This window comes from Leifsonia sp. SIMBA_070, from assembly GCF_046534635.1.
Lineage (GTDB): Bacteria > Actinomycetota > Actinomycetes > Actinomycetales > Microbacteriaceae > Leifsonia.
In genome coordinates this window covers 3,133,662-3,156,660 of the sequence record NZ_JAWRYK010000001.1, presented here as the reverse complement: position 1 = coordinate 3,156,660, position 22,999 = coordinate 3,133,662, and the positions used below count along the sequence as shown (strand labels likewise).

The 22,999-nt window shown below is 68.9% G+C and carries 14 protein-coding genes; 10 read left to right on the top strand and 4 right to left on the bottom strand.

Going from position 1 to position 22,999, the window contains the following annotated elements; translation table 11 throughout:
• Positions 1–23: 23 nt before the first annotated feature.
• Positions 24–1,553 carry a response regulator transcription factor gene (locus SB754_RS14875; RefSeq protein WP_410783083.1) on the bottom strand — a complete coding sequence of 510 codons (1,530 nt, stop codon included), beginning with the start codon at positions 1,551–1,553 and terminating at the stop codon, positions 24–26.
• 288 nt (positions 1,554–1,841) lie between these two features.
• On the opposite strand from SB754_RS14875, the gene SB754_RS14870 reads away from it, so the two are divergent.
• The 3 genes from SB754_RS14870 (at position 1,842) to SB754_RS14860 (ending at position 9,074) form a co-directional block, all read left to right on the top strand.
• Positions 1,842–7,670 carry a hypothetical protein gene (locus tag SB754_RS14870; protein ID WP_410783082.1) on the top strand — a complete coding sequence of 1,943 codons (5,829 nt, stop codon included), beginning with the start codon at positions 1,842–1,844 and terminating at the stop codon, positions 7,668–7,670.
• A 66-nt stretch (positions 7,671–7,736) separates the two neighbouring features.
• Complete coding sequence (locus SB754_RS14865) at positions 7,737–8,372, top strand: hypothetical protein (protein WP_410783081.1); 636 nt, start codon at positions 7,737–7,739, stop codon at positions 8,370–8,372.
• Between the two features lie 294 nt (positions 8,373–8,666).
• A complete protein-coding gene (locus tag SB754_RS14860) occupies positions 8,667–9,074 on the top strand; it encodes a hypothetical protein (protein WP_410783080.1) in 408 nt (135 codons plus the stop codon).
• 21 nt (positions 9,075–9,095) lie between these two features.
• Here the strand turns inward: SB754_RS14860 and SB754_RS14855 are convergent, their stop codons facing one another.
• Together SB754_RS14855 and SB754_RS14850 are read right to left on the bottom strand one after the other, a co-directional pair.
• Positions 9,096–9,635: a hypothetical protein gene (locus tag SB754_RS14855; RefSeq protein WP_410783079.1), complete on the bottom strand. Its 540-nt coding sequence runs from the start codon at positions 9,633–9,635 to the stop codon at positions 9,096–9,098.
• Entirely contained in the window at positions 9,632–11,047 is a 1,416-nt protein-coding gene (locus SB754_RS14850) for an MFS transporter (protein WP_410783078.1), read from the bottom strand. Before SB754_RS14850 ends, SB754_RS14855 begins: the two co-directional genes overlap by 4 nt.
• Positions 11,048–11,217: 170 nt before the next feature.
• Here SB754_RS14850 and SB754_RS14845 point away from each other — a divergent pair, with 170 nt between their 5' ends.
• Positions 11,218–13,083, top strand: a complete 1,866-nt coding sequence (locus tag SB754_RS14845; RefSeq protein ID WP_410783077.1) for a glycoside hydrolase family 15 protein — start codon at positions 11,218–11,220, stop codon at positions 13,081–13,083.
• Here SB754_RS14845 and SB754_RS14840 read toward each other — a convergent pair.
• Complete coding sequence (locus SB754_RS14840) at positions 13,016–14,176, bottom strand: hypothetical protein (protein ID WP_410783076.1); 1,161 nt, start codon at positions 14,174–14,176, stop codon at positions 13,016–13,018. The genes SB754_RS14845 and SB754_RS14840 overlap by 68 nt on opposite strands.
• Before the next feature lie 86 nt (positions 14,177–14,262).
• Here SB754_RS14840 and SB754_RS14835 point away from each other — a divergent pair, with 86 nt between their 5' ends.
• From SB754_RS14835 to SB754_RS14810, 6 genes are all read left to right on the top strand, one after another.
• A complete protein-coding gene (locus SB754_RS14835; protein WP_410783075.1) occupies positions 14,263–15,261 on the top strand; it encodes a LacI family DNA-binding transcriptional regulator in 999 nt (332 codons plus the stop codon).
• Between the two features lie 130 nt (positions 15,262–15,391).
• Entirely contained in the window at positions 15,392–17,503 is a 2,112-nt protein-coding gene (locus tag SB754_RS14830) for a beta-galactosidase (RefSeq protein WP_410783074.1), read from the top strand.
• A 28-nt stretch (positions 17,504–17,531) separates the two neighbouring features.
• Complete coding sequence (locus SB754_RS14825) at positions 17,532–18,890, top strand: ABC transporter substrate-binding protein (RefSeq protein WP_410783073.1); 1,359 nt, start codon at positions 17,532–17,534, stop codon at positions 18,888–18,890.
• Positions 18,891–18,959: 69 nt separating this feature from the next.
• Positions 18,960–19,913: a carbohydrate ABC transporter permease gene (locus SB754_RS14820; RefSeq protein ID WP_410783072.1), complete on the top strand. Its 954-nt coding sequence runs from the start codon at positions 18,960–18,962 to the stop codon at positions 19,911–19,913.
• Positions 19,906–20,847 (top strand): carbohydrate ABC transporter permease, encoded by a 942-nt coding sequence (locus tag SB754_RS14815; RefSeq protein WP_410783071.1) that lies wholly within the window; start codon positions 19,906–19,908, stop codon positions 20,845–20,847. Before SB754_RS14820 ends, SB754_RS14815 begins: the two co-directional genes overlap by 8 nt.
• Positions 20,844–22,838, top strand: a complete 1,995-nt coding sequence (locus SB754_RS14810; RefSeq protein ID WP_410783070.1) for a beta-galactosidase — start codon at positions 20,844–20,846, stop codon at positions 22,836–22,838. The genes SB754_RS14815 and SB754_RS14810 overlap by 4 nt, the downstream gene beginning before the upstream one ends.
• Positions 22,839–22,999: the final 161 nt, after the last annotated feature.

Sequence of the window (22,999 nt, the reverse complement as noted above, 5' to 3'; positions counted from 1 at the left end):
CAACTCGGAAGTGCTCGTGTGCCTCAGCCGCCGAACAGCCGTGCGCGCTCGGCGATGTCGGCCGCGGCCTCCCGGGAGGCGACGCCGAGCTTGCGGTATAGCCGGCGCAGCGCTCCCTTGACGGTGTTCGGGCTGACGTACAGCTCGGCCGCGATCTCCGGAATCGTCCGATCGGACGGCAGCAGCAGCAGCACCTCCCGCTCCCGGCGGGTGAGGTCGGCCAGGGCCGGGGAGGTGTGGCCTCCGTCCCGTCGATCCAGCTGGTGGGGGATCGGATCACCGGAGTCGCCGATCAGTGCATGGAGGTGCTCCCGGCTGATGTGGTCGTAGGCCGAGTACAGGCCTTCGCTGTCGATGAGCGCCCGGGCGACCTCGAAGTGGTGCTCGGCGACGCTCGCTCGCTGCAGGCCGAGGGCCGCCGCAGAGCTGATCACCAGGGCGGCGGAGCGGGTGCGAGGAGGAACCAACGCGGTCGTCGCCGGCTCGGCGGAGGCGATCGCCGCTCGATAGTCGCCGCGGCGGTACTCGAAGCTTGCCATCAGCATGTGATCCGCGTGGTGCGTCGACGGGACGGGCTCGATCGGGTGCCCGAGCCGCAGCCAGGCAGCCCGGACGAGCAGTCGGTGGGAACCCCCATCCATGAGGGCGCTCGGGTGCCGGTCCAGCTCAGCGCCGATCTCGGTCTCCAGCAGCGCTCGCTCCGCCGGCGTGGTCGCGTGCCATGCTCTCACCCACAGGGCGGCCGACCAGTACTCGCCGATCGGATACGCGCTCATCCGGGCGAGCTCGAGTGCAGAGTCCTTCTGGTTGCGGTGATCGAGGTGGATGAGCGCCGCGGCGAGATGAGTAACGGCCTCGTAGCGGGGAACCGGGGTGCCGGTCTCCCGCGCCCGGCGCAGCCACTGCTGCGCCGCCCGCAGCCGTCCCCGCCGCGCGTGGTACCAGGCCAGATGACCGGCGGCCCGGCGCCCGACCTGCGGCTGCTGCGAGGCGAGGGCCAGTCGGTAGGCCTCCTCGTACTCGAACTGGACGTCGAGGCCCGGCTCCTCTGCCACCTCCAACGCCCGTGCCCACTGCAGGAACAGGTGAGGGAGGTCCGACGTCATGGCCGCTGCCTCCCGATTGGAGGCGCGGGACAGCCGGCGGCGAGCATCCTGCGCAGCATCCACTGCTCTGCGGTACCCGCCGGTCGTGCGTTCAGAGGCCGCGATCGAGGTGAGGACGACGAGCTGCTGCTGCAGGGGACCGCCCAGGCCGGCCGGTCCGAGGGCTCGCCGGTCGGACTCGAACCGGTGCGGCTCGCCCTGGTTGGCCACATGCTGGAGGTAGTCGGCCGCGACGACGAGGGCCGCATTGTCGAGCAGCGCTTCACCGGGAAGGGCCCGGATGGCCGCCAGCAGGTGGGCCGGCTCGGCGCCCGCGTAGCGGTCCCAGTGGCGCCGGATCAGTTCGGTGGCTGCCGGGATGTCTCCGCGCCGAGAGGCGTCGATGACCGCTTGGCGCAGGTCCTGCGCGGCGATCCACTCCTCTCCTGGCTGACGGTGGTCAGTCATGCGGCGGTACCCACTGTTCGTTCTACTTCCGTTATGTATATGCGTGCGTATCTATATCGTGCCATGTTGAGCGGTCGCGAAGGAAAGTCGGCTCTTTGAGGGACGGACAGAGCGGTTGATCGCCATACCCTCTTTTGGGGGTCATTGCCGGTGGGGAGGGGTGCAACAGGGGGTGCATTTCGCCACCCTCGATTGCTGCTGTGCGCGGCCTTCGAAAAGACTGAGTCCGGTTTCTATCTACCGCGGATCAGAGTAAGTCGCGGGCTCGGCACTTCAAGGGGACGATTCATGCGCGCACGGAACGAGAATCGCGGCGGTTCACGGCACCGCGCTTCGGGGACACGGAAGCTGGTCTTCGCCACCGGCACGCGGACCAAGGCGATGCTGGCAGCGGTTCTCAGTGTCGGGTTGCTCGCCAGCGGCCTGAGCACGTTCGCGCTGGTGGGTGCGGTGGCTCCGGCCTCGGCCGCGCCCGGAACGCCGGGGACCCCGCAGGCGAACACCGTCGTGTTCCAGGAGGGCTTCGAGAACGGGGTGGCGAATGCGCCCGTCGGTCTGGCTGCGTACTCCGGCGCCAACGGCGAGAAGTACACTGCGGATGCGGCCTGGCTGAGCGGCTGCAACGGCCAGGTACGCAACATGAACACGCCGTCCACCACCCTCGGAAACTGCCTCAACGAGGCCGAGACGTCGAACCTGGGCCAGCTCGCGTACGCGCTCGGCGCGAACAACGGCTCCGCCACCCCTGCCGCCAACCACGCCGTGACTGCATATACCGAGGGCAACCCGGGCACCAATGCCGTCGAGTTCCGCACCGTCAGCAATCTCCCGCTGGCTTCGGCGTCGGGGCGCTTCCTCACCTTCAGTGTCGATACGGCGGCGGTCAACTGTCAGGTGTCCGCGCCGCAGTATCAGTTCGCCTTCGTCAATCAAGCGGGCACCGCCACCAACGTCGGTGGCGTGATCAATGCCTGCTCGTCCAACAAGACGGTCAACGTCCCGGCGTACGGGTCCTTGGCTGCACGGGCTATCAACGTGGGCAGCTACACCTCCAACGGTTCGGTGCTCTTCACCGGTTCCACCCTGGGCATCCGCATGACGAACGCGAACGGCTCGGGCGTCGGAAACGACGCCGCGTTCGACAACATCCGCATCCTGGATGTGACTCCGCAGCTCGACAAGTCCTTCTCGCCGGCCTCCATCTACTCCGGCCAGACCAGCACGCTGACGTTCACGGTGACCAACACGGCCGAGCTCGCCGCCAAGAACGGGTGGTCCTTCACCGACAACCTGCCCGCCGGCGTGACCCTTGCGTCGCCGACCGCGGCCGCCACCACGTGCCCTGCCGGCGCAGTCACCGCCGCTGCCGGTGGCACCACGGTCGGCGTCACCGGCAACCTCACCGCCGGCATGACCTCCTGCACCGTGACGGTCAACGTCACCTCGACGACGCCCGGCAGCTACACGAACGGCCCGGCGAACGTCACAGAGACCGGCCTGAACCCGCCAGCCGACACCACTCTGACCGTCGCCACGCCGCCCGTCTGGACGTGCGACGCCAGCGGCTATCTCTTCCAGTCGACCGGTGGACCCTCCTCGGCGTACAAGGTTGACCTCGTCAGTGGCGCGTACACTACGGCCTTCACGCTCACCGACACGGTTAACGCAACGGCGTACAACACAACCGACAACTACATGTACGCCTACTCGAGCCAGAAAACCGGCTTGGTGAAGATCGCGAGCGACGGGTCCATCATTCCGCTGCCGACGCCGACTGGCTTCCCCGCGACTGCGGGCTACACCGCAGGCGAATTCGACAGCGCCGGCCACTTCTGGATCGTCCGCACTCAGGCAAGCGCGCCGTGGGTCGAGATCGACTACGCGGCTGGATCCCCGACATATGGCACGATCATCGCTCAGGGCACCCTCTCTGCGACGACGGACATGGGCGCGGACTGGGTCTACTCCAACGGTGCGCTGTACTCCATCAACCCGAGCAGCCACTTCATCAAGTTCGACACCACCACCCACGTGTCCACCGACCTGGGGCTCCTTCCGAATGTCCCGACCGGTCTCTATGGTGCTGGATACGCGGATGCCGCTGGCAATCTCTACTACTCCAACAACGCGACCGGTGAGATCTACCGGGTGAACCCGACCACGAAGGCCACCATCCTCGTTTCGACCGGACCGGCCGCCGGCGGCAACGACGGCGCCCGCTGCGCCACCGCGCCCATCCCGACCATCACAGTGGTGAAGAACGTCGGCGGTCGCGTGCAGCCGGCCGACCAGTTCACCGTCGGCCTGAACAACGCCGGCGGCACCACGCTCACCTCGGCGACGACCACGGGCACGAACACCACGGCGGCGACCACCAACTGGCCGGTCTCGCAGGGCTCGACATACACGATCACCGACGCCATGGCGGCCGGATCGCCGGACGCCCTTTCGTCGTACGCCCCGACCATCGTCTGCGTCGATGGCAACGGCAACCCGGCCACGACCGGCGGCGCGTCTGCCGCCTGGACGCTCACCGTCGCCGCTGCGACCGCGTACACCTGCACGGTCACGAACTCGCCGAACCAGCCCGCGTTCACTGTCTCGAAGTCCGCGTCGGCGGCGAGCGTGAAGGCCGGCAGCGCGATCACGTACACCGTGACGGTGACCAACACGGGCACGGTGCCGTTCACGGCCGCGAACCCGGCCTCCTTCACTGACAACCTCGCCCGCGTGCTCGACGATGCCGCCTACAACGGCGACGCAAGCAACGGCGCGTCGGTGAACGGCAACATCCTCTCGTGGTCCGGCCCGCTCGCGGTGGGCGCGACGGCGACGATCACCTACTCGGTGACCGTGCGGACCCCGGACAACGGCGACCACATTCTCACCAACGCAGTTGTCCCCGGCACCGGAGGCAGCTGCGTCACCGCTGCGGACTGCACCACGAACACGCCGGTCCAGTCGTTCAGCGTCACCAAGACGGCGGACGCCAACCAGGTGACGCCGGGCAACACCATCACGTACACGATCACCGTGGCGAACACGGGCCAGACCGCGTACACGGCCGGTGACCCCGCGTCCTGGTCGGACGACCTGACGTCGGTACTGGATGACGCCACGTACAACGGGGATGTCACGGGCGGCGCCACGTACTCGGCTCCGACCCTCGCCTGGTCGGGAGCGCTCCCGATCGGCGCCACGGTCACCTTCACCTACTCGGTGACCGTGAACACGCCGGACTCCGGCGACCAGATCCTCCGCAACGCCGTGGTGACACCGGTGGACGGCGGCTGCCCCGCCGGTTCGACCGACCCGGCCTGCTTCGTCCAGATCCCGTCCGGCTCGTACACGGTCGCGAAGTCGGCGAGCACCACCTCCGTGCTGCCCGGTGACACCATCACTTACACGGTCGTCGTGACCAACACCGGCAACACGGACTACACGGCAGCCGAGCCGGCCTCCTTCACCGACGACCTGTCGGGAGTGCTCGATGACGCCGCGTACAACGGGGACGCCAGCAACGGCGCCACCGTCACCGGCACGAACCTGAACTGGTCCGGTGCTCTTCCGATCGGCCAGACGGTCACCGTGACGTACTCGGTCACCGTGAACGACCCGGACACCGGTGACAAGGCCGTGCACAACACCGTGCGGCCCACGGCCGGCGGCGGCGTCTGCGATGCGGCAGGAGACTGCTCCACCACGACCGCCGTGCGGACCTACTCGGTGACGAAGACCTCCAACCCCGCCGGTGACGTACATGTCGGCGACGTTGTGACCTACACCGTGACGGTCTCGAACACCGGCACCGGCGACTTCACCGCCGGCAGCCCCGCCTCGTTCAGCGACGACCTGTCGCACGTGCTCGACGACGCCGTCTACAACGGCGACGCGACCGGCGGCGCGACGGTGACCGGCAACGCGCTCTCCTGGTCTGGGCCGCTCGCCGTCGGTGCGACCACCACGGTCACGTACTCCGTGACGGTGGCGAGCACGCCGATCGGCGACAAGGTGCTCACCAATGCGGTGGTTCCGGGAGACGGTGGCGAGTGCGTCGCTCCGGGCGACTGCGCGACCACGAACGATGTGGCATCCTTCACGGTCTCGAAGACCTCATCGCCCTCCGGTCCGGTCACCCCGGGCACGAAGGTCACGTACACGGTGACGGTGACCAACACCGGCACGGCCGCCTACACGACGGCGAGCCCGGCCTCCTTCACCGACGACCTGACCGCGGTGATCGATGACGCGACGTACAACGGAGACGCGAACAACGGCGCCACCTACGCCGCGCCGACGCTGAGCTGGTCCGGCCCGCTCGCGGTCGGCGCGACCCGGACCGTCACCTACTCGGTGACGGTGAACAGTCCCGACAGCGGCGACCACGTCCTCAACAATGCTGTGGTGCCGAACGTCCCGGGCGGCGAGTGCGACCCGACGGCCGAATGCTCGACCAGCAACCCGGTCCGGTCGTACTCGGTCGACAAGGCCGCCTCCACCACCGTGGTGACCCCGGGCAACACGGTGACCTACACGGTGACCGTCACCAACACCGGCCAGACCGACTACACGGCTGCGGCGCCCGCGTCGTTCCACGACGACCTGACCGCGGTGCTGGATGACGCCGCCTACAACGGAGACGCCAGCAACGGCGCCACCGTCAGCGGGGTCACCCTCTCCTGGTCCGGCCCGCTGGCGATCGGCGCCACCCAGGTCATCACCTACTCGGTGACGGTCAAGAACCCGGACAACGGCGACCACGTGCTGACGAACGCGGTGGTCCCGGACGGCCCGGGCGGCGACTGCGCGACAGCGGGCGGGTGCACGACGACCACTGCGGTCCGCTCGTACACCGCGACCAAGACCGCCGACACGAACGTCGTGAACCCCGGCGGGGTCATCACCTACACGGTGACGCTGGTGAACACCGGCACGGCCGACTACACGGCCGCCACCCCGGCGACCTTCACCGACGACCTGACCGGTGTCCTGGATGACGCGACCTACGACAACGACGCCACGGGCGGTGCGACCTACGCCGCTCCGACGCTGTCGTGGTCGGGCCCGCTCCCCGTCGGCCAGACTGTCACGGTGACGTACTCGGTGACGGTGAACGACCCGGACACCGGAGACTCGCTGCTCCCGAACACGGTGGTCACCGGCGACGGCGGCAACTGTGCCGTCGGCTCGAACGACCCGGCCTGTACGGTGCTGCTGCCCTCGGCCTCCTTCACCGTGTCCAAGACGGCGTCCTCGACGACCGTCGACCAGGGCGGGAGGCTGACCTACACGGTCACCGTGAAGAACACCGGGCAGGTCGACTACACGACCGCTTCGCCGGCCTCCTTCACCGACGACCTGTCGGCCGTGCTGGATGACGCCACCTACAACGGCGACGCCAGCAACGGCGCTACGGTCACGGGGACGGACCTCACCTGGTCCGGCCCGCTCGCGGCAGGCGCCACGCTGGCCATCACCTACTCGGTGACCGCCAAGAACCCGGACACCGGCGACAAGGTGCTGAACAACTTCGTCCGCCCCACCGCGCCCGGCGGTGACTGCACCACCGACTGCGCGACCACCACCCCGGTGCGGGCGCTGCAGGTGGCGAAGACGGTGGACAGCACCCACAGCGCGCCGGGCACGAAGCTGACGTACACGATCACGGTGACGAACACCGGAGGCGCGGACTACACGACCGCCTCGCCGGCGCGGTTCACCGACGACCTGTCGGCGGTCCTGGACGACGCGAGCTACGGCAAGGATGCGACGGGGGGCGCGACCTACGCCGCGCCGGTCCTGTCGTGGTCGGGCCCGCTTGCGATCGGCGCCGTGCAGACGGTGACCTACTCCGTGACGGTCAGCACGCCGGACCTCGGGGACCACGTCCTCCGCAACGCGGTCGTCGCCGCCGGCAGCAACTGCGCGACCGGCTCGAAGGACGCAAGCTGCTCGACGTCCACGACGGTGACCGATCCGGCGCCGCTCGTCCCGCCGACCCTGGCCTCCACCGGTATCGGCAACTGGCTGAGCATCGCGGGGCTGTCCGCCCTGGCGCTGATCGGCGCCGGCCTGGCCGTCGCCTTCGCCACGCGCCGCCGCCGCAACGCCCAGTAACCCCCTGACGGGCGGGTGGGCCGGATCCCCCAGCGATCCGGGCCGCCCGCCTCCCGAATGAGAACCATGCGCTCATCACACCTGCGAAACCTCCTCGCCGCTCTGCTGGCGACCGCCCTGCTCGGCGTCGGCGCTCCCGTCGCTGCCGCGTCCGCCGCCCCGGCCGCGCAGCTCTCTGTCACCCTGGAGAGCAGCGAGAAGACGGTCACGTCCGGCGAGACGCTCACCTACACCGGCACGGTCGAGAACCTGGGCGACGCGTCCGCGCCCGTGAAGATCGTCCTGGAGGCTCCTGCGTACGTGAAGCTCGGGGACGCGAAGGGTGCGACCGTCGAGAAGAGCCGTGCCACCTGGACCACCGACGTTGCGCCCGGCAAGCCGGCATCGTTCAGCATCGATGCGACGGTGCAGAAGATTCCGAAGGCCGAACGCCGGGTCACCACGCTGGCCAGCGTCTACGTCGGCGACGGTCCCGCTCCGGTGGTGCGCACGGCCGACGCGAGCTTCATCCGCGGAGTCGCCGACGGCCCAGCCGGGAAGGCGACGACGGCGCCGGCCGCCTCGAGCGGCTCGTCGACGGGGGCCGTGCTCGGCTGGAGCATCGCGGCAGCCATGATCGTCGTCCTGCTTCTCGCCGGCGTGTTCTTCGCTCTCCGCCGCACCCGTGCGGCCCGGAGGCGCCAGGCGGACGCAGGCAGATAGGTCCCCAGGTTTCCGCGCCTGAGACGTACACTGCCCGTGTGGGTCCCGGGCGGGCGCCCTCCGCCTTCTGCGGGCCCGTCGCGTACCGGGAGCCGGCGGGGACGCCAGGACCTGCGTATGACGCGGGCCGACGAGATTCCTCTGCCGGCAGGCTCGCGGCACCAGCCAGGGGGCGTGTGCCGCGGGCCGTTCACCGGGCGTCCGGTGCGACGGGGCCTTCACCGCACGATTTTGCTGTCTTGCCGCGGGCGTGCGGGCGGGCGCATCCTTCCCCCAAGGAGAAGGGTGGATGTCATGTCAGAGATCAGGAGTACGGGCTGGGTCGGGTGGGCGTACTTCGCCGCGACCATGCTCTTCATCGGCGGGGCGATCGACATCTTCTACGGGATCATGGCGATCATCGGCCCGAACACGGCGTACTTCGTGAGTTCGGGAGGCGGGGTCGCGTCGTTCAACGTGGCGGCCTGGGGGTGGTGGTCGCTGATCATCGGCATCCTTCTGGTGCTCGCCGGACTGTTCCTGCTCCGCGGGAGCATGGTGGCCCGGGTGGTGGCCGTCGTGATCGCCTCGATCAACGCCATCTCGCAGCTCATGTCGCTGCCGGCGCAGCCGTGGTGGTCGATCGTGATGGTCGCGATCGACATCCTCGTGATCTACGCGGTGACGGTGCACGGCCGGGAGCTGCGAGCGGCGCGGCCGTGAGGGGGCGGCCGACCGCTCCATTCAGTGGATGACCGCCTTGAGCACGATCATCGCGACACCGAACAGCGCCGTGGTCACCGCGCCGATGATCCGGATCGGCCAGGAGTCGCCGCGCAGCGCGAAGACGGTGAAGCCGAGGACGGCGAGGATAGCCACGCCCAGCCACAGTGCCGCCCAGAGGGCGGCCGTGTCGTCGATCGTGTGAAGGGCCCCGAGCAGGAGGACGGCGGATTGGGGGAGGGCTGACGTCAGGAAGCCGAGCGAGCGCCGCAGCGCTGCCCGGAACGACGACGCCAGCCCGCTCCTCCCGCCCTCGTCCAGGCCGTGGCCGGCGATCGTGCCGGCGTAGACGTGCGCTGCCCAGAAGACGGCGACCGTGCTGATGACCGTCACGAACACCTGGATGGAACTGGAGCCGTGCCCTCCCGTCGCGACGATCATCCCGCTCACCAGGACGGTGCCGTAGACGGACTCCTCGGTGATGTAGTCGACGCGGACGCGGCGGAGCGTCCCGTTGGACGGATGCCGGTGCCGGCGCGGATCCGGGCTCATGGTCATCATGCGGCCTCGGGATGCGGCTGAGGCGCCCGGCGGGAGTGGTCCCGCGGGAGCAGGAGGGCGGCGACCAGACCGCCGAGACCCAGTACCGCCAGCACCCCCATCGCGATGCCGTAGGCGGCGCCTCCGGCGTTGATATTCGCGACCAGGATCGTCCCCGCGATCGCCGTGCCGAGCGTCGAGCCGAGGTTGGACACGCTGCGCGAGAGTCCGGAGATCTCGCCCTGCGCCTTCTCGGGGAACGCCGACTGCACGACGTTGACCGACGGAGTCAGCATCAGCCCGAGCCCGGAGCCGATGAGGAAGAGCCCGGGGACGAACGACCACTCGGTGGTGCTCCCCGCCACCAGCCAGATCAGCAGGACCACACCGGGCACGCACAGCACGAAGCCGGCCAGGATGAGCGCCCGCTGCGAGAACCGCCGGGCCAGCCGGCCGGCGATGAGCGAGGTGAGCAGCAGACCGACCGTCGCTGCGGTGAAGATCACACCGGTCTCGATCGCGTTGTGCCCGCGTACGACCTGCAGGTAGGCGGACACTGTGAAGGAGGTCCCCATCAGCAGCACCCACTGCAGGTTCTGGGTGACCAGGGCGATGTTCGAGACGCGGTTGCGGAACAGTGTGGTCGAGAGCAGCGCCTCCTTCCCGGCGTGCTCCCGCCGCCGGATCCACCAGAAGAACGCGACGAGGATGGCGATCCCGACGATGACCAGGGTCACCATCAGCGGCACGCTGGTGTCTGCGGCGAGGATGCCCAGCACCAGAACGAAGAGCCCGAGGGCGGAAAGCACCGCCCCGACCACGTCGAACGGCCGGTCGGGGTCGGCGGGGATCGGGTCGGTCAGCCGGCGGCTGAGCAGCAGGATCACGACGATGATCAGCGCCTGAAACAGGAACGCTGCGCGCCAGCTGATCGCGCTGGTGATGAGGCCTCCGATCAGTGGTCCTGCTGCGGCGCCGATGCCGCCCAGTCCGCTGATGACGCCGAAAGCCCAGGCTCGGGTGGCGATGTCGGGAATGTAGACCGTGGTCAGGATGTAGACCGGCGGGATCAGCAGCGCCGTGCCGATGCCCTCCAGGAGGCTGTTGCCGAGGATGAGCGCCCACAGCCCGGGCGCCAGCGCGCTGACGATCGCACCGACGCCGTACACGATCAGGCCCAGGGTGAAGCAGCGCTTGCGGCCGATCTTGTCGGTCAGCTTGCCGGCCGGGATCATCAGCGCCGCCATCGTGAGCAGGAAGAGCGTGATGCTCACCTGGATGCCCTGAACCGTCGTGTCCAGGTCCCGCGACATGTCGTTGATCATCACGTTCATGTTCGAGCCGGCGAAGCTGCAGATGAACTGCGCGAGAGCCAGCGGCGCGATCAGACGGCGAACCGAAGCCCGGGATGTGCCGGCGGTTGCAGCGGTCATGATCCCCCGATTCCGGAAGTCGGGACTCCCGATGGCACCGGATGCTAGTCCTGCGCGGCCGGGCGGGGGTAGCCCGTGCGTGGCGGGTGAACGGTGTCTGAACCGGTCGAACGCTGTCTGGCCGGACCGAGACGCGCGGCGCTACCATCACGCCATCCACTGAAGGGGGCATGATCACGATGGACCATGAGCAGGCTTTTCCCGAGATCGCGGACCACGGCCTCATCGGCGACCTCCAGTCGGTGGCCCTGGTGTCGACGACCGGCACGATCGACTGGTTCTGCGCACCGCGCTTCGACTCGCCCGCAGTGTTCTCCTCGCTGCTCGACCGCGAGAAGGGCGGCTCCTTCAGCATCCGGGCCGAGGGCGACGGGATGCGGGTCAAGCAGATGTACTTCCCGCAGACGGCCGTGCTGATCACCCGGTTCATGTGCCCGTCCGGCGTCGGGGAGGTGATCGACTTCATGCCGGTCGCCGCCGACCCGACGGTGGCGACCGACAACCGGGCCCTGCTGCGCGGCATCCGCGTCGTGCGCGGCGAGCTGACGTTCCGCCTCGAGTGCCGGCCGCGGTTCGACTTCGGCCGCCGCACGCATACGGCGACGGCGACCGACGGCGACGTCTTCTTCGACGGTGGCGATTTCACCGCATCCCTGCACGGGCTCACTGCCGACGAGGTGAGTGCGTCCGATCTGCCGGGGGACACCGGCGACGTCGACGCACGCGTCACGGTCGGCACAGGGGCCCTTCGCCTGTTCGTGTTCGAGACGGCCCCCGACCGCAGCGCCGAACAGCTCGACGTGGAGGCAGGCCTTGCGCTGTTCCGCAAGACGGTGATGTTCTGGCGGGAGTGGGCGGAGCGGAGCACGTATTCGGGCCGGTGGCGGGAGGCGGTCGAGCGGTCCGCGATCGTTCTGAAGCTGCTGCAGTACGCGCCGAGCGGCGGGCTCGTCGCAGCGCCGACCTCCGCCCTCCCGGAGCAGCTGGGCGGCGTGCGCAACTGGGACTACCGGTACACCTGGATCCGCGACGGCTCGTTCTCGGTGTACTCGCTGCTCGCCCTCGGTTACACGGAGGAGGCGATCGCGTTCGCGCTGTGGGTGGCCGACAGGGTGGCAGAGCAGGCGGGGGAGGCGTCCGGGCCGTTGAAGATCATGTACCGGATCGACGGCTCGTCCGACCTGGAGGAGCAGGCGCTCGACGATTTCGAGGGCTATGCCGGGTCGCGTCCCGTCAACATCGGCAACGGAGCGGCGGACCAGCTGCAGCTCGACATCTACGGTGAGGCGCTGGACGCGATGTTCGTCACCGAGCGGTACCGGCACGTCGGCCAGCCCGGCTGGTCGAAGCTCCGTGGGGTCCTCGACTGGCTCGTGGAGAACTGGGACCAGCCCGACGAGGGCGTCTGGGAGACCCGCGGAGGGCGCAAGGACTTCACGTACGGCCGCATCATGTGCTGGGTGGCGTTCGACCGGGCCATCAGAATCGCGCGCGACCGCGGACTCCCGGCCCCGCTGGACACGTGGGTGGCCTGCCGGGACGCCATCTACGAGCAGGTCTTCACCCGATGCTGGAACCCGGAGCGCAAAGCGTTTGTGCAGTATCCCGGCACCGACGTCGTCGACGCCATCACCCTCCTGATGCCGCTGGTCGGGATGATCTCGCCGCAGGACCCGATGTGGCTGTCCACGCTGGATGCGATCACGGAGGAGCTCGTCACCGACAGCCTCGTGTACCGCTACAACCCAGCGGCCTCGCCGGACGGCCTCCCCGGCGAGGAGGGCACGTTCTCGCTGTGCTCCTTCTTCTACGTGAACGCGCTCACGGATGCGGGCCGGATCGACGAGGCGCAGTACGCGTTCGAGAAGATGCTCACCTACGGCAACCATGTGGGTCTGTTCGCCGAGGAGATCGACCCGGCGGGCCTCCAGCTGGGCAACTTCCCGCAGGCGTTCACCCACCTCGCCCTCATTCGAGCGGCGATCGCACTGAATTCTGCTCTCGATCGGCGGGAGTCGGCGCAGCGGGCGTCGTGACCGCCGCCGCCGGCCCGGCGGCGCCGCTGACCCGCAGGTAGACGATCAGCCATGAGAAGACGAGCACCCCTGCGACGAGCTCCGTCGCCGTGAGGACGTAGTACCCGACCACGAAGAAGATCAGCACGACGACGATGATGGCGAAGAATGCGTAGCCGAGGAGGAAGAAGGAGGCCGGCGCCTGGGGGAGGGCCTTCCGCACCCAGAACACGACCAGCGCGAAGACCACGACCATCCCGACCGCCGACACGTTGTGCAGCACCTGCGAGACGTTGAGGGGGAACAGCCCCACCCCGGCGAGCAGCAGCCCGATCAGGATCAGGCCGACCCGCACGCGGACCAGCGCCGACCTCCGAATCGCATCCGGGTCGTCCTTGGGCTGCCCGGCCGGCCCGAGAGCACGCGTGTCGGTGGCGTAGCGCGCCATGGCGGTCACGATGATGCCCGCGATGATGAGCGTCAGGTTGAAGGACAGCGACGAGAGGCTCTCCGTCATGCCCAGGGCGCTGAGGTGCAGCTTCCACCAGTGGGGGTCGGGGGCGCTCAGCATCGCCGTGAAGACGCCGACGACCACGAACACGCCGAGGACGGTGGACAGCCGCGTGAGACTCATCTCCACCGCGGACAGGAACACGATGTAGGCCGTGAGCGCCACCGCGGTCCCCGCCAGCGCGCACGCTGCCAGGAAGTAGACGGCCGCGTCCCGGAAGCTCTCCGCCAGCACGGCGCCCACCACCAGCCAGGCGAGCAGCGCGATGACCCCGTGCGCGAGGGCGATCACGATCGTGTCGAAGACGTCGGCCGCCGAGATACGATCCTCGGACCGGCCGGACGGCGCGGCGAACGGCCGCAGCCCGGTCCGCAGCCACAGGCGCCCGACGACGTAGGCGACCACGCCGATCAGGCCCCCCGCGATGGCGGCGAACTGCCCCAGCGAGCCGGGCCCGGAGATCGGGAGGGTGTGACCCCAGAACAGTGGGAGGGCGACGAGGCAGCCGAGGACGAAGGCACCGGTCCCCGCGAGGATCGCTGCGCCCTCGGCGCTCAGCAGCGGCGAACCTCCCGTCCGTGCAACCCGTCGATCCGCAGTCATCGCATCACGCTCCGTCGATTGCCGTCAATGTAGCGTGGCACCCAGGATCGGCAACAGGGGGAGACCGGGTGGCTACACTTCATCTCATGAAGCGAGCCACCATCTACGATGTGGCACGCCACGCAGGGGTCTCCCACCAGACCGTCACCCGGTTCCTCAACGGGTTCGAGGGGATCCGGCCGGCGACGCGGGCGAAGGTCCAGGCCGCCATCGACGAACTGAACTACCGGCCCAACGGAGCCGCGCGCTGGCTGCGCTCGCGGCAGTCCAACCGGATCGGCATCCTGGCGCACCGGATGGAGCTGTCCGGCCCCGGACGCATCATCGCCGGGGCGACGATCGCCGCACGACGCCACGGCTACGTGCTCGACATTGCCTCGATGGACGGGGAGGACGCCGCGTCGGTGGATGGGGCGCTCGACGTGGTGATGGAGCACCAGATCGCCGGGGTCTTCGCGACAGCGCAGACCGATGTGGTGCGGGAGGCCGTCGCCCAGCGCGGGCTCGACGTCCCGATCTCGATCGACTCGGGGGAGGGGCTCTCGTCCTTCGGGGGGAACCCGCGCGCCCACCCGGGCCGGCTCGCGGCGGCGCATCTCGCAGAGCTCGAGCATCGCCGGGTCGCTTTCGTGAACGGACCGGGGGTCTGGATCGCGGCGGGTGAGCGACGGACCGGCTTTCTCGACGTGGCGGCTGAGCGCGGCCTCGATGTCGTGTGGGAGTACGAGGGCGACTGGTCGGCCGACGCCGGCTATCGCGCGGCCCAGCTGCTTCCGGACGACGTCACAGGGGTCGCTCTGGCGAACGACAGCATGGCGATCGGCCTGATCTTCGGGCTGGCCGAGCGCGGGATCCGGGTGCCGGAGGACGTGAGTGTGATCGGGATGGACGACGCCCCGGAGTCGCGGTTCCACCTGCCGTCGCTGTCGACCATCCGCCTCGACTTCGAGGGCGAGGGCGCGTACCTGATGAATGTGCTCATCGCGAAGATCGAGGGCGGCGACGTGGGGGATGTGCCCGGCTACCGGCTCCCGGAGCTGGTGCGGAGGGGTTCGACGGCGGAGGCACGGCGAGCCGGAAAGTAACCATCCGGTCTCGATGGTTGTGCCCGGAGGGCGGCTCTGTGTACCATCGGGCTCAGAAATGTTGTCGACAACATCGGCTGTGCGACATAAAGATGTTGTCGACAACACGCAATGGTGCGGAAGGACGACGATGACCCAGAACCCCCTGTTCCCCGGTGTGCTCTTCGGAGCCGCCTACTACGCCGAGTACCAGCAGGAGGGGACGCTCGATCGCGACCTCGACCTGATGTCGGAGGCGGGCTTCACCGTCATCCGGGTCGGCGAGTCGGTGTGGTCCACCTGGGAGCCGCGGAACGGGGAGTTCGACCTCGACTGGCTGCAGCCGGTCCTCGATGGAGCGCACGCGCGCGGCATCGCGGTCATCCTCGGCACCCCGACCTACGCCATCCCGCCGTGGCTGCAGACCCTGCACCCGGAGATCGCTGCGATCGACGGCGCCGGTCACGCGATCGGCTGGGGAGCCCGGCAGGAGATGGACCAGTCGTCGACCGTCTACCGCTGGTACGCCGAGCGCATCATCCGGGAGGTCGTCTCCCGCTACGCCGACCACCCGGCCGTGATCGGCTTCCAGGTCGACAACGAGCCAGGGAACAACCTCCCGCACAACGAGTCGACCTTCCAGGCGTTCGTCGCCTGGCTGCGGAGGCGCTACGGCACCGTCGAGCGTCTGAACGAGGAGTGGGGCCTGGTCTACTGGTCGCACCGGATCGCCGAGTGGTCGGAACTGTGGCGGCCGGGCGGCAACCGCATGCCGCAGTACGAACTGGAGTGGCGGCGGTTCCAGGGCGAGCAGGCCACCGGCCTCATCGCCTGGCAGGCCGGCATCGTGCGCGAGTACGCCAGGGACGACCAGTTCGTCACGACCTGCATCTCGTACTCGCGCCCGCAGATCTCGGACGACGAGCTGGTCGCCTCCCTCGACATCACCGCGGGCAACCCCTACTACCTGATGCAGGACGGCCTTTCGGCCGACATCGACCTCCCGCGCCGGGCGCAGTGGTGGCACACCGGTCCCTGGGCCCTGTTCCAGTGGGCCGACCGGGCCTTCTCGTCGGCGCAGGAGCGCTTCCTGGTCACTGAGACCAACGCCCAGTCGATTGGCGGCCCCTGGCAGAACCAGCCGCCCTTCCCCGGTCAGATCAAGCAGTCCGCCTATGCGCTCATCAGCCGTGGCGCCCGGATGATCGAGTACTGGCACTGGCACACCCTCCACTTCGGTGCGGAGACCTACTGGGGCGGCGTCCTGCCGCACAGCCAGGTGCCCGGTCGCATCTACCGCGAGGTGGCCGACCTGGGCGCGAGCCTCGGACGCCTCGGCGATGCGCTCGACGGGTTCGTCCCGGATGCCGATGTGCTGATGCTCCACTCCACCGACACGAAGTGGTCGTTCGAGTCGTATCCGCCGCTCGCGACGGACGACGGCGGACCGGACGGCACCTCGTACGATCGGATCGCCGACGCCTTCTACCGCGGGTTCAGCGAGGCGGGTGCGCAGGTACGAGTGCAGCACACCCGTCAGTTCGTCCGGCGGTCCGCCGCCGAACTGGTGGCCGAGCATCCCCTCCTCGTCGCCGCTGCCGAGTACGTCGCGGACGATGCGACCCTCGACGCCCTCCGCGCGTATGCCGAAGCAGGTGGCCACCTGGTGCTGGGCATCCGGACGGGATACGGCGACGGGCTCGCCCGCGCCCGCCGCGCCGCCGCCCCCGACCGTCTGCACGATGCGGCCGGTGTCTGGTACGACGAGTACAGCAACCTCGCCGAACCACTCGCCGTCACCCCGACGGATCCGGACTTCGAGCTCGAGCCGGGCGCGCAGGCGACGGCCTGGATCGACGTGCTGAACGTCGAGAGCGCGACCACCCTGGCGTCGTACGAGTCCACCGAGCTGGGAGCGGAGGCGGCGATCACCACGGCGCCGTTCGGCGCAGGACGGGTCACCTACGTGGGCACGGTGCCGAACCGGGAGCTGGCCCGCAGCCTCGCCCGCTGGCTCGTCCCCGACACGGCGGCCGGCCTCTGGAAGACCGCCTCGCCCGTCACCGTGAGCACGGGCCGCACCGGCCGCACCGCCGACCGAACCGTCGCCTTCGTCCACAACTGGTCCGCGGCCGAGCACACCGTCACCGTGCCGGCGGACGCCATCCACCTCGACACCGGCGAGCGTTTCGCCGCCGGGTCGCGTTTCACCCTCGAACCGCGCGGGGTCGCCGTGTTCGAGGTCGCCGGATCACAGGCGTGACCGGACCACCAAGAGAAAGAGAACGCTCATGAGGAAGAAAGCACCGAGAACAGCAGTGGCGCTGGGCACCGGGCTCCTGGCCGTCGCCCTCGCGCTGACCGGCTGCACCGGAGGCGGAGGCGGCAGCTCCGACACCACCAAGCCCGTCTCGCAGTCCGACATCGACAAGGCGATGAAGACGCCGACCACCCTCACCTTCTGGACGTGGGTCCCGGACATCAAGAACGAGGTCGCCCTCTTCGAGAAGAAGTACCCCGCGATCAAGGTCAACGTCGAGAACGTCGGTCAGGGGGCTGCGCACTACCAGAAGCTCCGCACGGCACTGAAGGCAGGCAAGGGCGCCCCGGACGTGGCCCAGATGGAATTCCAGTACATCTCGTCGTTCACCGTCACCGACAGCCTCCTCAACCTCACCCCGTATGGAGCCAACGACCTGGGCAACCAGTACGTGCCGTGGGTCTGGAACCAGGTGAAGCAGAACAACGGCGTCTACGCCGTCCCGCAGGACTCCGGCCCGATGGGCAACCTGTACCGCAAGGACATCCTCGACAAGGCGGGGGTCACTACGCCGCCGACGACGTGGGGCCAGTACGCGACCGACGCCGCGGCGGTGAAGGAGAAGACCGGCGTCTACATGTCGAACCTCGCGTCCAGCCAGGCCGGCCAGATGCTCGGGCTCCTCTGGCAGGCCGGCGTCAAGCCGTTCGGCTACGACGGCAAGAAGGGCGTCACGGTCGACGTGAACAGCGCGGAGGCGAAGAAGGTCGCCTCCTACTGGCAGGACCTCATCCAGAAGGGATACGTCTCCACCGACCCCGACTTCACCGACAGTTGGTACCAGGGTCTCGCCAACGGCAAGTACGCCGGCTGGCTGACCGCGGCGTGGGCTCCGGTGTTCCTGCAGGGGACGGCGGCGAAGACCTCCGGGCTGTGGCGTGCCGCCGAGCTGCCGCAGACGCCAGGCGCGAAGCCGGCCTCGGGTAACTGGGGCGGATCCTCCGACGCCGTGCTGAAGACGACCAAGAACCCGATCGCGGCGTACGAACTGGCGAAGTTCATCAACAACGACCCCGAGTCGACGCTGATGTTCGCGAACAAGCAGTTCCTGTTCCCGACGCTGAACTCCACGCTGAAGGACCCCGCGTTCGTCGACCAGAAGGCCCCGTTCTACGGCGGCCAGGAGGTCAACAAGCTGTTCGCCGGCATCTCCACCACCGTGGACACGAAGTTCGACTGGCTGCCCTACATGGACTACGCCTACTCGAGCTACACCGAGACGATGGGCAAGGCGCTCGCCGCCAAGGGCGACCTCTCGGCCGGGCTCGACGCCTGGCAGAAGGCGCTGGTCACCTACGGCACCCAGCAGGGCTTCTCCGTCAACAAGTAACAACCGGGCCGGCGGTGGACGGGCATCCTCCGCCGGCCCGCATCTCCGGTCCGAACAAGGGAGTTCACCATGACCCAGTCCGTCGCACCCGGCCGGGTGCGCACGCGCGAGCGCACGGAGAAGCCGCGCCGACGAAGGAGCGCGAACCAGCGACGGCTGAACATCGCCGCGTACCTGTTCGTGGCGCCGTTCATGATCGTCTTCATCGTGATGCTGCTGCTGCCGCTGCTCTACTCCGGCTACCTCAGCCTCTTCACGACGCAGCTGATCGGCGGGCAGGCGTTCGCCGGCTTCGCCAACTACGTCCGGGCGTTCACCGACCCGGACTTCCTCGCGGGCGTCGGGCGCATGGCGCTCTTCCTCGTCATCCAGGTGCCGATCATGCTGGCGCTGTCGCTCTTCTTCGCGCTCGCACTCGACAGCGGCCGTGTCCGAGGATCGGTCGCCCTTCGGCTCCTGATCTTCCTGCCGTTCGCCGTGCCCGGCGTCGTCGCGACCCTGATGTGGGGTTACCTGTACGGCAACGACTTCGGCCCCATCGCGCAGGCGTTCCGAGCGGTCGGTCTGGGAGCGCCGAACCTCCTGAGCGACCAGAACATGCTCGGCTCGATGATGAACATCGTCACCTGGGCCTTCGTCGGCTACAACATGATCATCATGTACGCGGCCCTGCGGTCGATCCCGACGGAGCTGTTCGAGGCGGCGGAGATCGATGGAGCCAGCCAGTGGCGGGTCGCGTGGAGCATCAAGATCCCCGGCATCCGGCCGGCGATCATCCTGACCGTGATCTTCTCGATCATCGGCACCTTCCAGCTCTTCAACGAGCCGAGCCTGCTGCACGCCCTCGCCCCGAACGTGATCGACAACGGCTACACGCCCAACTACTACGCGTACAACCTCGCGTTCACGAACCAGGACGTCAACTATGCGGCAGCGATCGCCTTCCTGCTGGGCCTGGTGATCGCCGTCGTGTCGTACGTCGTCCAACTCTCGACCCAGCGGAGGGAGGCCCGCAATGACTGAGACCGTGACCGTCCCGCCCGCGGGCGTGGCCGATGCGGCGACGTCCCGCCGGCGGACATCGCGCCGCGCAGCACGGGCGTACAACCGGGAGACGCAGCGCAGCACCCTGCTCACCGTCATGCTGTGGATCTGCGCGCTGTACTTCGTGCTCCCGATCGTCTGGCTGTTCATCGCGTCGACGAAGAGCAACGGCGACCTGTTCAGCACGTTCGGCTTCGCCTTCGGGCGCACCTTCGACCTGTTCACCAACATCGGCGCGGTCTTCACCGCACAGAACGGCATCTACGTCCACTGGGCGATCAACACCCTCGTCTACGCGCTGGTGAGCGCGATCGGCGCCTCGCTGCTCGCGACCATGGCGGGGTACGCGTTCGCCAAGTACCGGTTCCCGGGCTCCATCGTCATGTTCAGCGTCGTGCTCGGCGCGATCATGATCCCGCTCACCGCGCTGGCGCTGCCCACCTACCTGATGTTCAGCCAGCTCGGGATCACGAACACGCCCGCAGCGGTCATCGTCCCGTCGCTGGTCAGCCCGTTCGGGGTGTTCCTGATGCGGGTGTACGCGGCGGATGCCATCCCGGACTCCATGATCGAGGCCGGACGGGTGGATGGCGCGGGCGAGTTCCGCATCTTCTGGCAGGTCGGCCTCCGGCTGCTCGGACCGGGCATCGTCACGGTGTTCCTGTTCGCGCTGGTCGGCACCTGGAACAACTACTTTCTGCCGCTGATCATGCTGAACAGCTCCGACCTCTACCCTCTGACGGTGGGGTTGGCGCAGCAGCAGGCGACGAGTGCAGCGGGCGGGGGGTCGCAGGCGCTGTTCTCCGTGGTCATCACGGGCTCGCTCGTGTCGATCATCCCTCTGGTCATCGCGTTCCTGTTCCTGCAGCGATACTGGACGACCGGACTGGCGAGCGGGAGTGTCAAAGAGTGAGTGGATTCTGGTACGGCGGCGACTACAACCCCGAGCAGTGGCCGGAGGAGGTGTGGCGCGAGGATGTGCGCCTGATGAACCAGGCGGGCGTGAACCTCGCGTCGGTCGGCATCTTCTCATGGGCGCGCATCGAGCCCCGCGACGGCGCGTTCGACTTCGCCTGGCTGGATGAGGTGCTCGATCTCCTCCACGCGGGCGGCGTGCGCGTCGACCTCGCGACGGCGACCGCCTCCCCGCCGCCGTGGCTGGCGCTGAAGCACCCCGAGATGCTCCCGGTGACGGTGGATGGGGTGACGTTGTCGTCGGGAAGCCGGCAGGCGTACTGCCCCAGTTCGCCGGTCTACCGACGCTACGCCGCTCGGCTGGTCGAGCGGATCGTGGAGCGCTACGCCGAGCATCCGGCGCTCTCGCTGTGGCACGTCAACAACGAGTACGGCTGCCACGTCAGCCACTGCTACTGCGACGCCTCGGCGGCGGCCTTCCGGGCGTGGCTGGAGAAGAGGTACGGAACCATCGAGGCGCTCAACGACGCCTGGGGCACCGCGTTCTGGTCGCAGCACTACGCCGGCTTCGACGAGGTCCTCCCGCCGCGCGCCGCGCCCACGTTCAAGAACCCGACGCAGGTGCTCGACTTCGACCGCTTCAGCTCGGACGAGCTGCTCGCCTGCTTCCAGGCCGAAGCGGCGATCATCCGCGCCCGGTCGGACGTGCCGATCACGACCAACTTCATGGGCTTCTTCAAGCCCGCCGACTACTGGAAGTGGGCGCAGGAGGTCGACATCGTCTCCGACGACTCCTACCCCGACCCCGCCGACCCGATCTCCCCCGCGTACGGCGCGATGCAGCGCGACCTGATGCGCTCGCTCGGCGGCGGCGCGCCGTGGCTGCTGATGGAGCAGTCGCCCGGCGCGGTGAACTGGCGCGAGCGGAACGCCGCGAAGCGCCCCGGCCAGATGCGGGCGTGGTCGTACCAGAGCATCGGGCGCGGCGCCGACGGCATCCTGTTCTTCCAGTGGCGGCAGGCGGTCGCCGGTGCGGAGAAGTTCCACGCCGGGATGCTGCCCCACGGGGGCACCGACACCCGCGTCTTCCGCGAGGTCGAGCAGCTGGGCGCCGAACTGGCGACGCTGTCGTCGGTCGACGGACTGCTCGGCCGGCCCGTGCCGGCCGAGGTGGCCATCGTCTTCGACTGGGACTCCTGGTGGGCGATCGAGCAGGAGGCGTCGCCCACGGCGATCTCGTACCTCGCCGACGTGCTCGGGTGGCACCAGGCCGTGACGGCTGCCGGCGCGACGGTGGACTTCGTCCAGCCGACCGGGGACCTGTCCCGCTACCGGGCCGTCGTCGTCCCGTCGCTGTTCGTAGCGAGCGACGCCCAGCTGGAGGCGCTCGACGCCTACGCGGCGGGCGGCGGAACGCTCGTGGTCGGCTACCTGACCGGCATCCTGGATCCGGACCTCCACGTGCGGACGGGCGGCTACCTCGGCGCGCTGCGCGAGACGCTCGGGCTGTGGGTGGAAGAGTTCGCGCCGCCCGCGGCGCCGGACCTCGCCGCGCTCGGCGGAGGGGAGCCTCCCGCTGTGGGGGTGCGCGGCGACTGCATCGGGGGCCGCGCCTCGGCGTCGCTCTGGTCGGAGTACGTGCGGGTCGAGTCGGCGACGGTGGAGGCGGTGTTCGACGGCGGCGTGCTGGACGGGCACCCCGCGGTGACCCGCCACGGGCGAGGCGTTGGGCAGGGCTGGTACGTCGCCACCCGGCTCGACCCCGAACCGCTGGCGGCCCTGGTCGACGGGATCCTCGACGAGGCGGGCGTGGAGCGGCTGCCGCGTGTCCCGGGTGTGGAATTCGTGTGGCGCGGTGCGTTCCTGGTGGCGATCAACCACGGGGAGGACGCAGTGACGCTTGACCTGCCGGGGACCGACATCCTCACGGGTGCGTCGGCGGCGGGTCTGACGCTGGAGCCGCAGGGGGTGGCGCTCATCGGGGAATAGCGAGAGCCGTCCGCAATGCGTCCTGAACTGCTCCTCACACGGTCGTCGATACCGGCTGGACTCTAGGCTGACCGAGTGATCGAGGAGGCATCGTGGCGCGAATGCGGGACTCTGAATCGCGGTGCACCGGCCCGCGTCTTGAACCGATGGAGTGGCAGTTC

Coding starts and splice junctions, on each gene's coding strand:
- SB754_RS14875 (WP_410783083.1), bottom strand. CDS start 1,553: ATGACTGACCACCGTCAGCCAGGAGAGGAGTGGATCGCCGCGCAGGAC.
- SB754_RS14870 (WP_410783082.1), top strand. CDS start 1,842: ATGCGCGCACGGAACGAGAATCGCGGCGGTTCACGGCACCGCGCTTCG.
- SB754_RS14865 (WP_410783081.1), top strand. CDS start 7,737: ATGCGCTCATCACACCTGCGAAACCTCCTCGCCGCTCTGCTGGCGACC.
- SB754_RS14860 (WP_410783080.1), top strand. CDS start 8,667: ATGTCAGAGATCAGGAGTACGGGCTGGGTCGGGTGGGCGTACTTCGCC.
- SB754_RS14855 (WP_410783079.1), bottom strand. CDS start 9,635: ATGATGACCATGAGCCCGGATCCGCGCCGGCACCGGCATCCGTCCAAC.
- SB754_RS14850 (WP_410783078.1), bottom strand. CDS start 11,047: ATGACCGCTGCAACCGCCGGCACATCCCGGGCTTCGGTTCGCCGTCTG.
- SB754_RS14845 (WP_410783077.1), top strand. CDS start 11,218: ATGATCACGATGGACCATGAGCAGGCTTTTCCCGAGATCGCGGACCAC.
- SB754_RS14840 (WP_410783076.1), bottom strand. CDS start 14,176: ATGACTGCGGATCGACGGGTTGCACGGACGGGAGGTTCGCCGCTGCTG.
- SB754_RS14835 (WP_410783075.1), top strand. CDS start 14,263: ATGAAGCGAGCCACCATCTACGATGTGGCACGCCACGCAGGGGTCTCC.
- SB754_RS14830 (WP_410783074.1), top strand. CDS start 15,392: ATGACCCAGAACCCCCTGTTCCCCGGTGTGCTCTTCGGAGCCGCCTAC.
- SB754_RS14825 (WP_410783073.1), top strand. CDS start 17,532: ATGAGGAAGAAAGCACCGAGAACAGCAGTGGCGCTGGGCACCGGGCTC.
- SB754_RS14820 (WP_410783072.1), top strand. CDS start 18,960: ATGACCCAGTCCGTCGCACCCGGCCGGGTGCGCACGCGCGAGCGCACG.
- SB754_RS14815 (WP_410783071.1), top strand. CDS start 19,906: ATGACTGAGACCGTGACCGTCCCGCCCGCGGGCGTGGCCGATGCGGCG.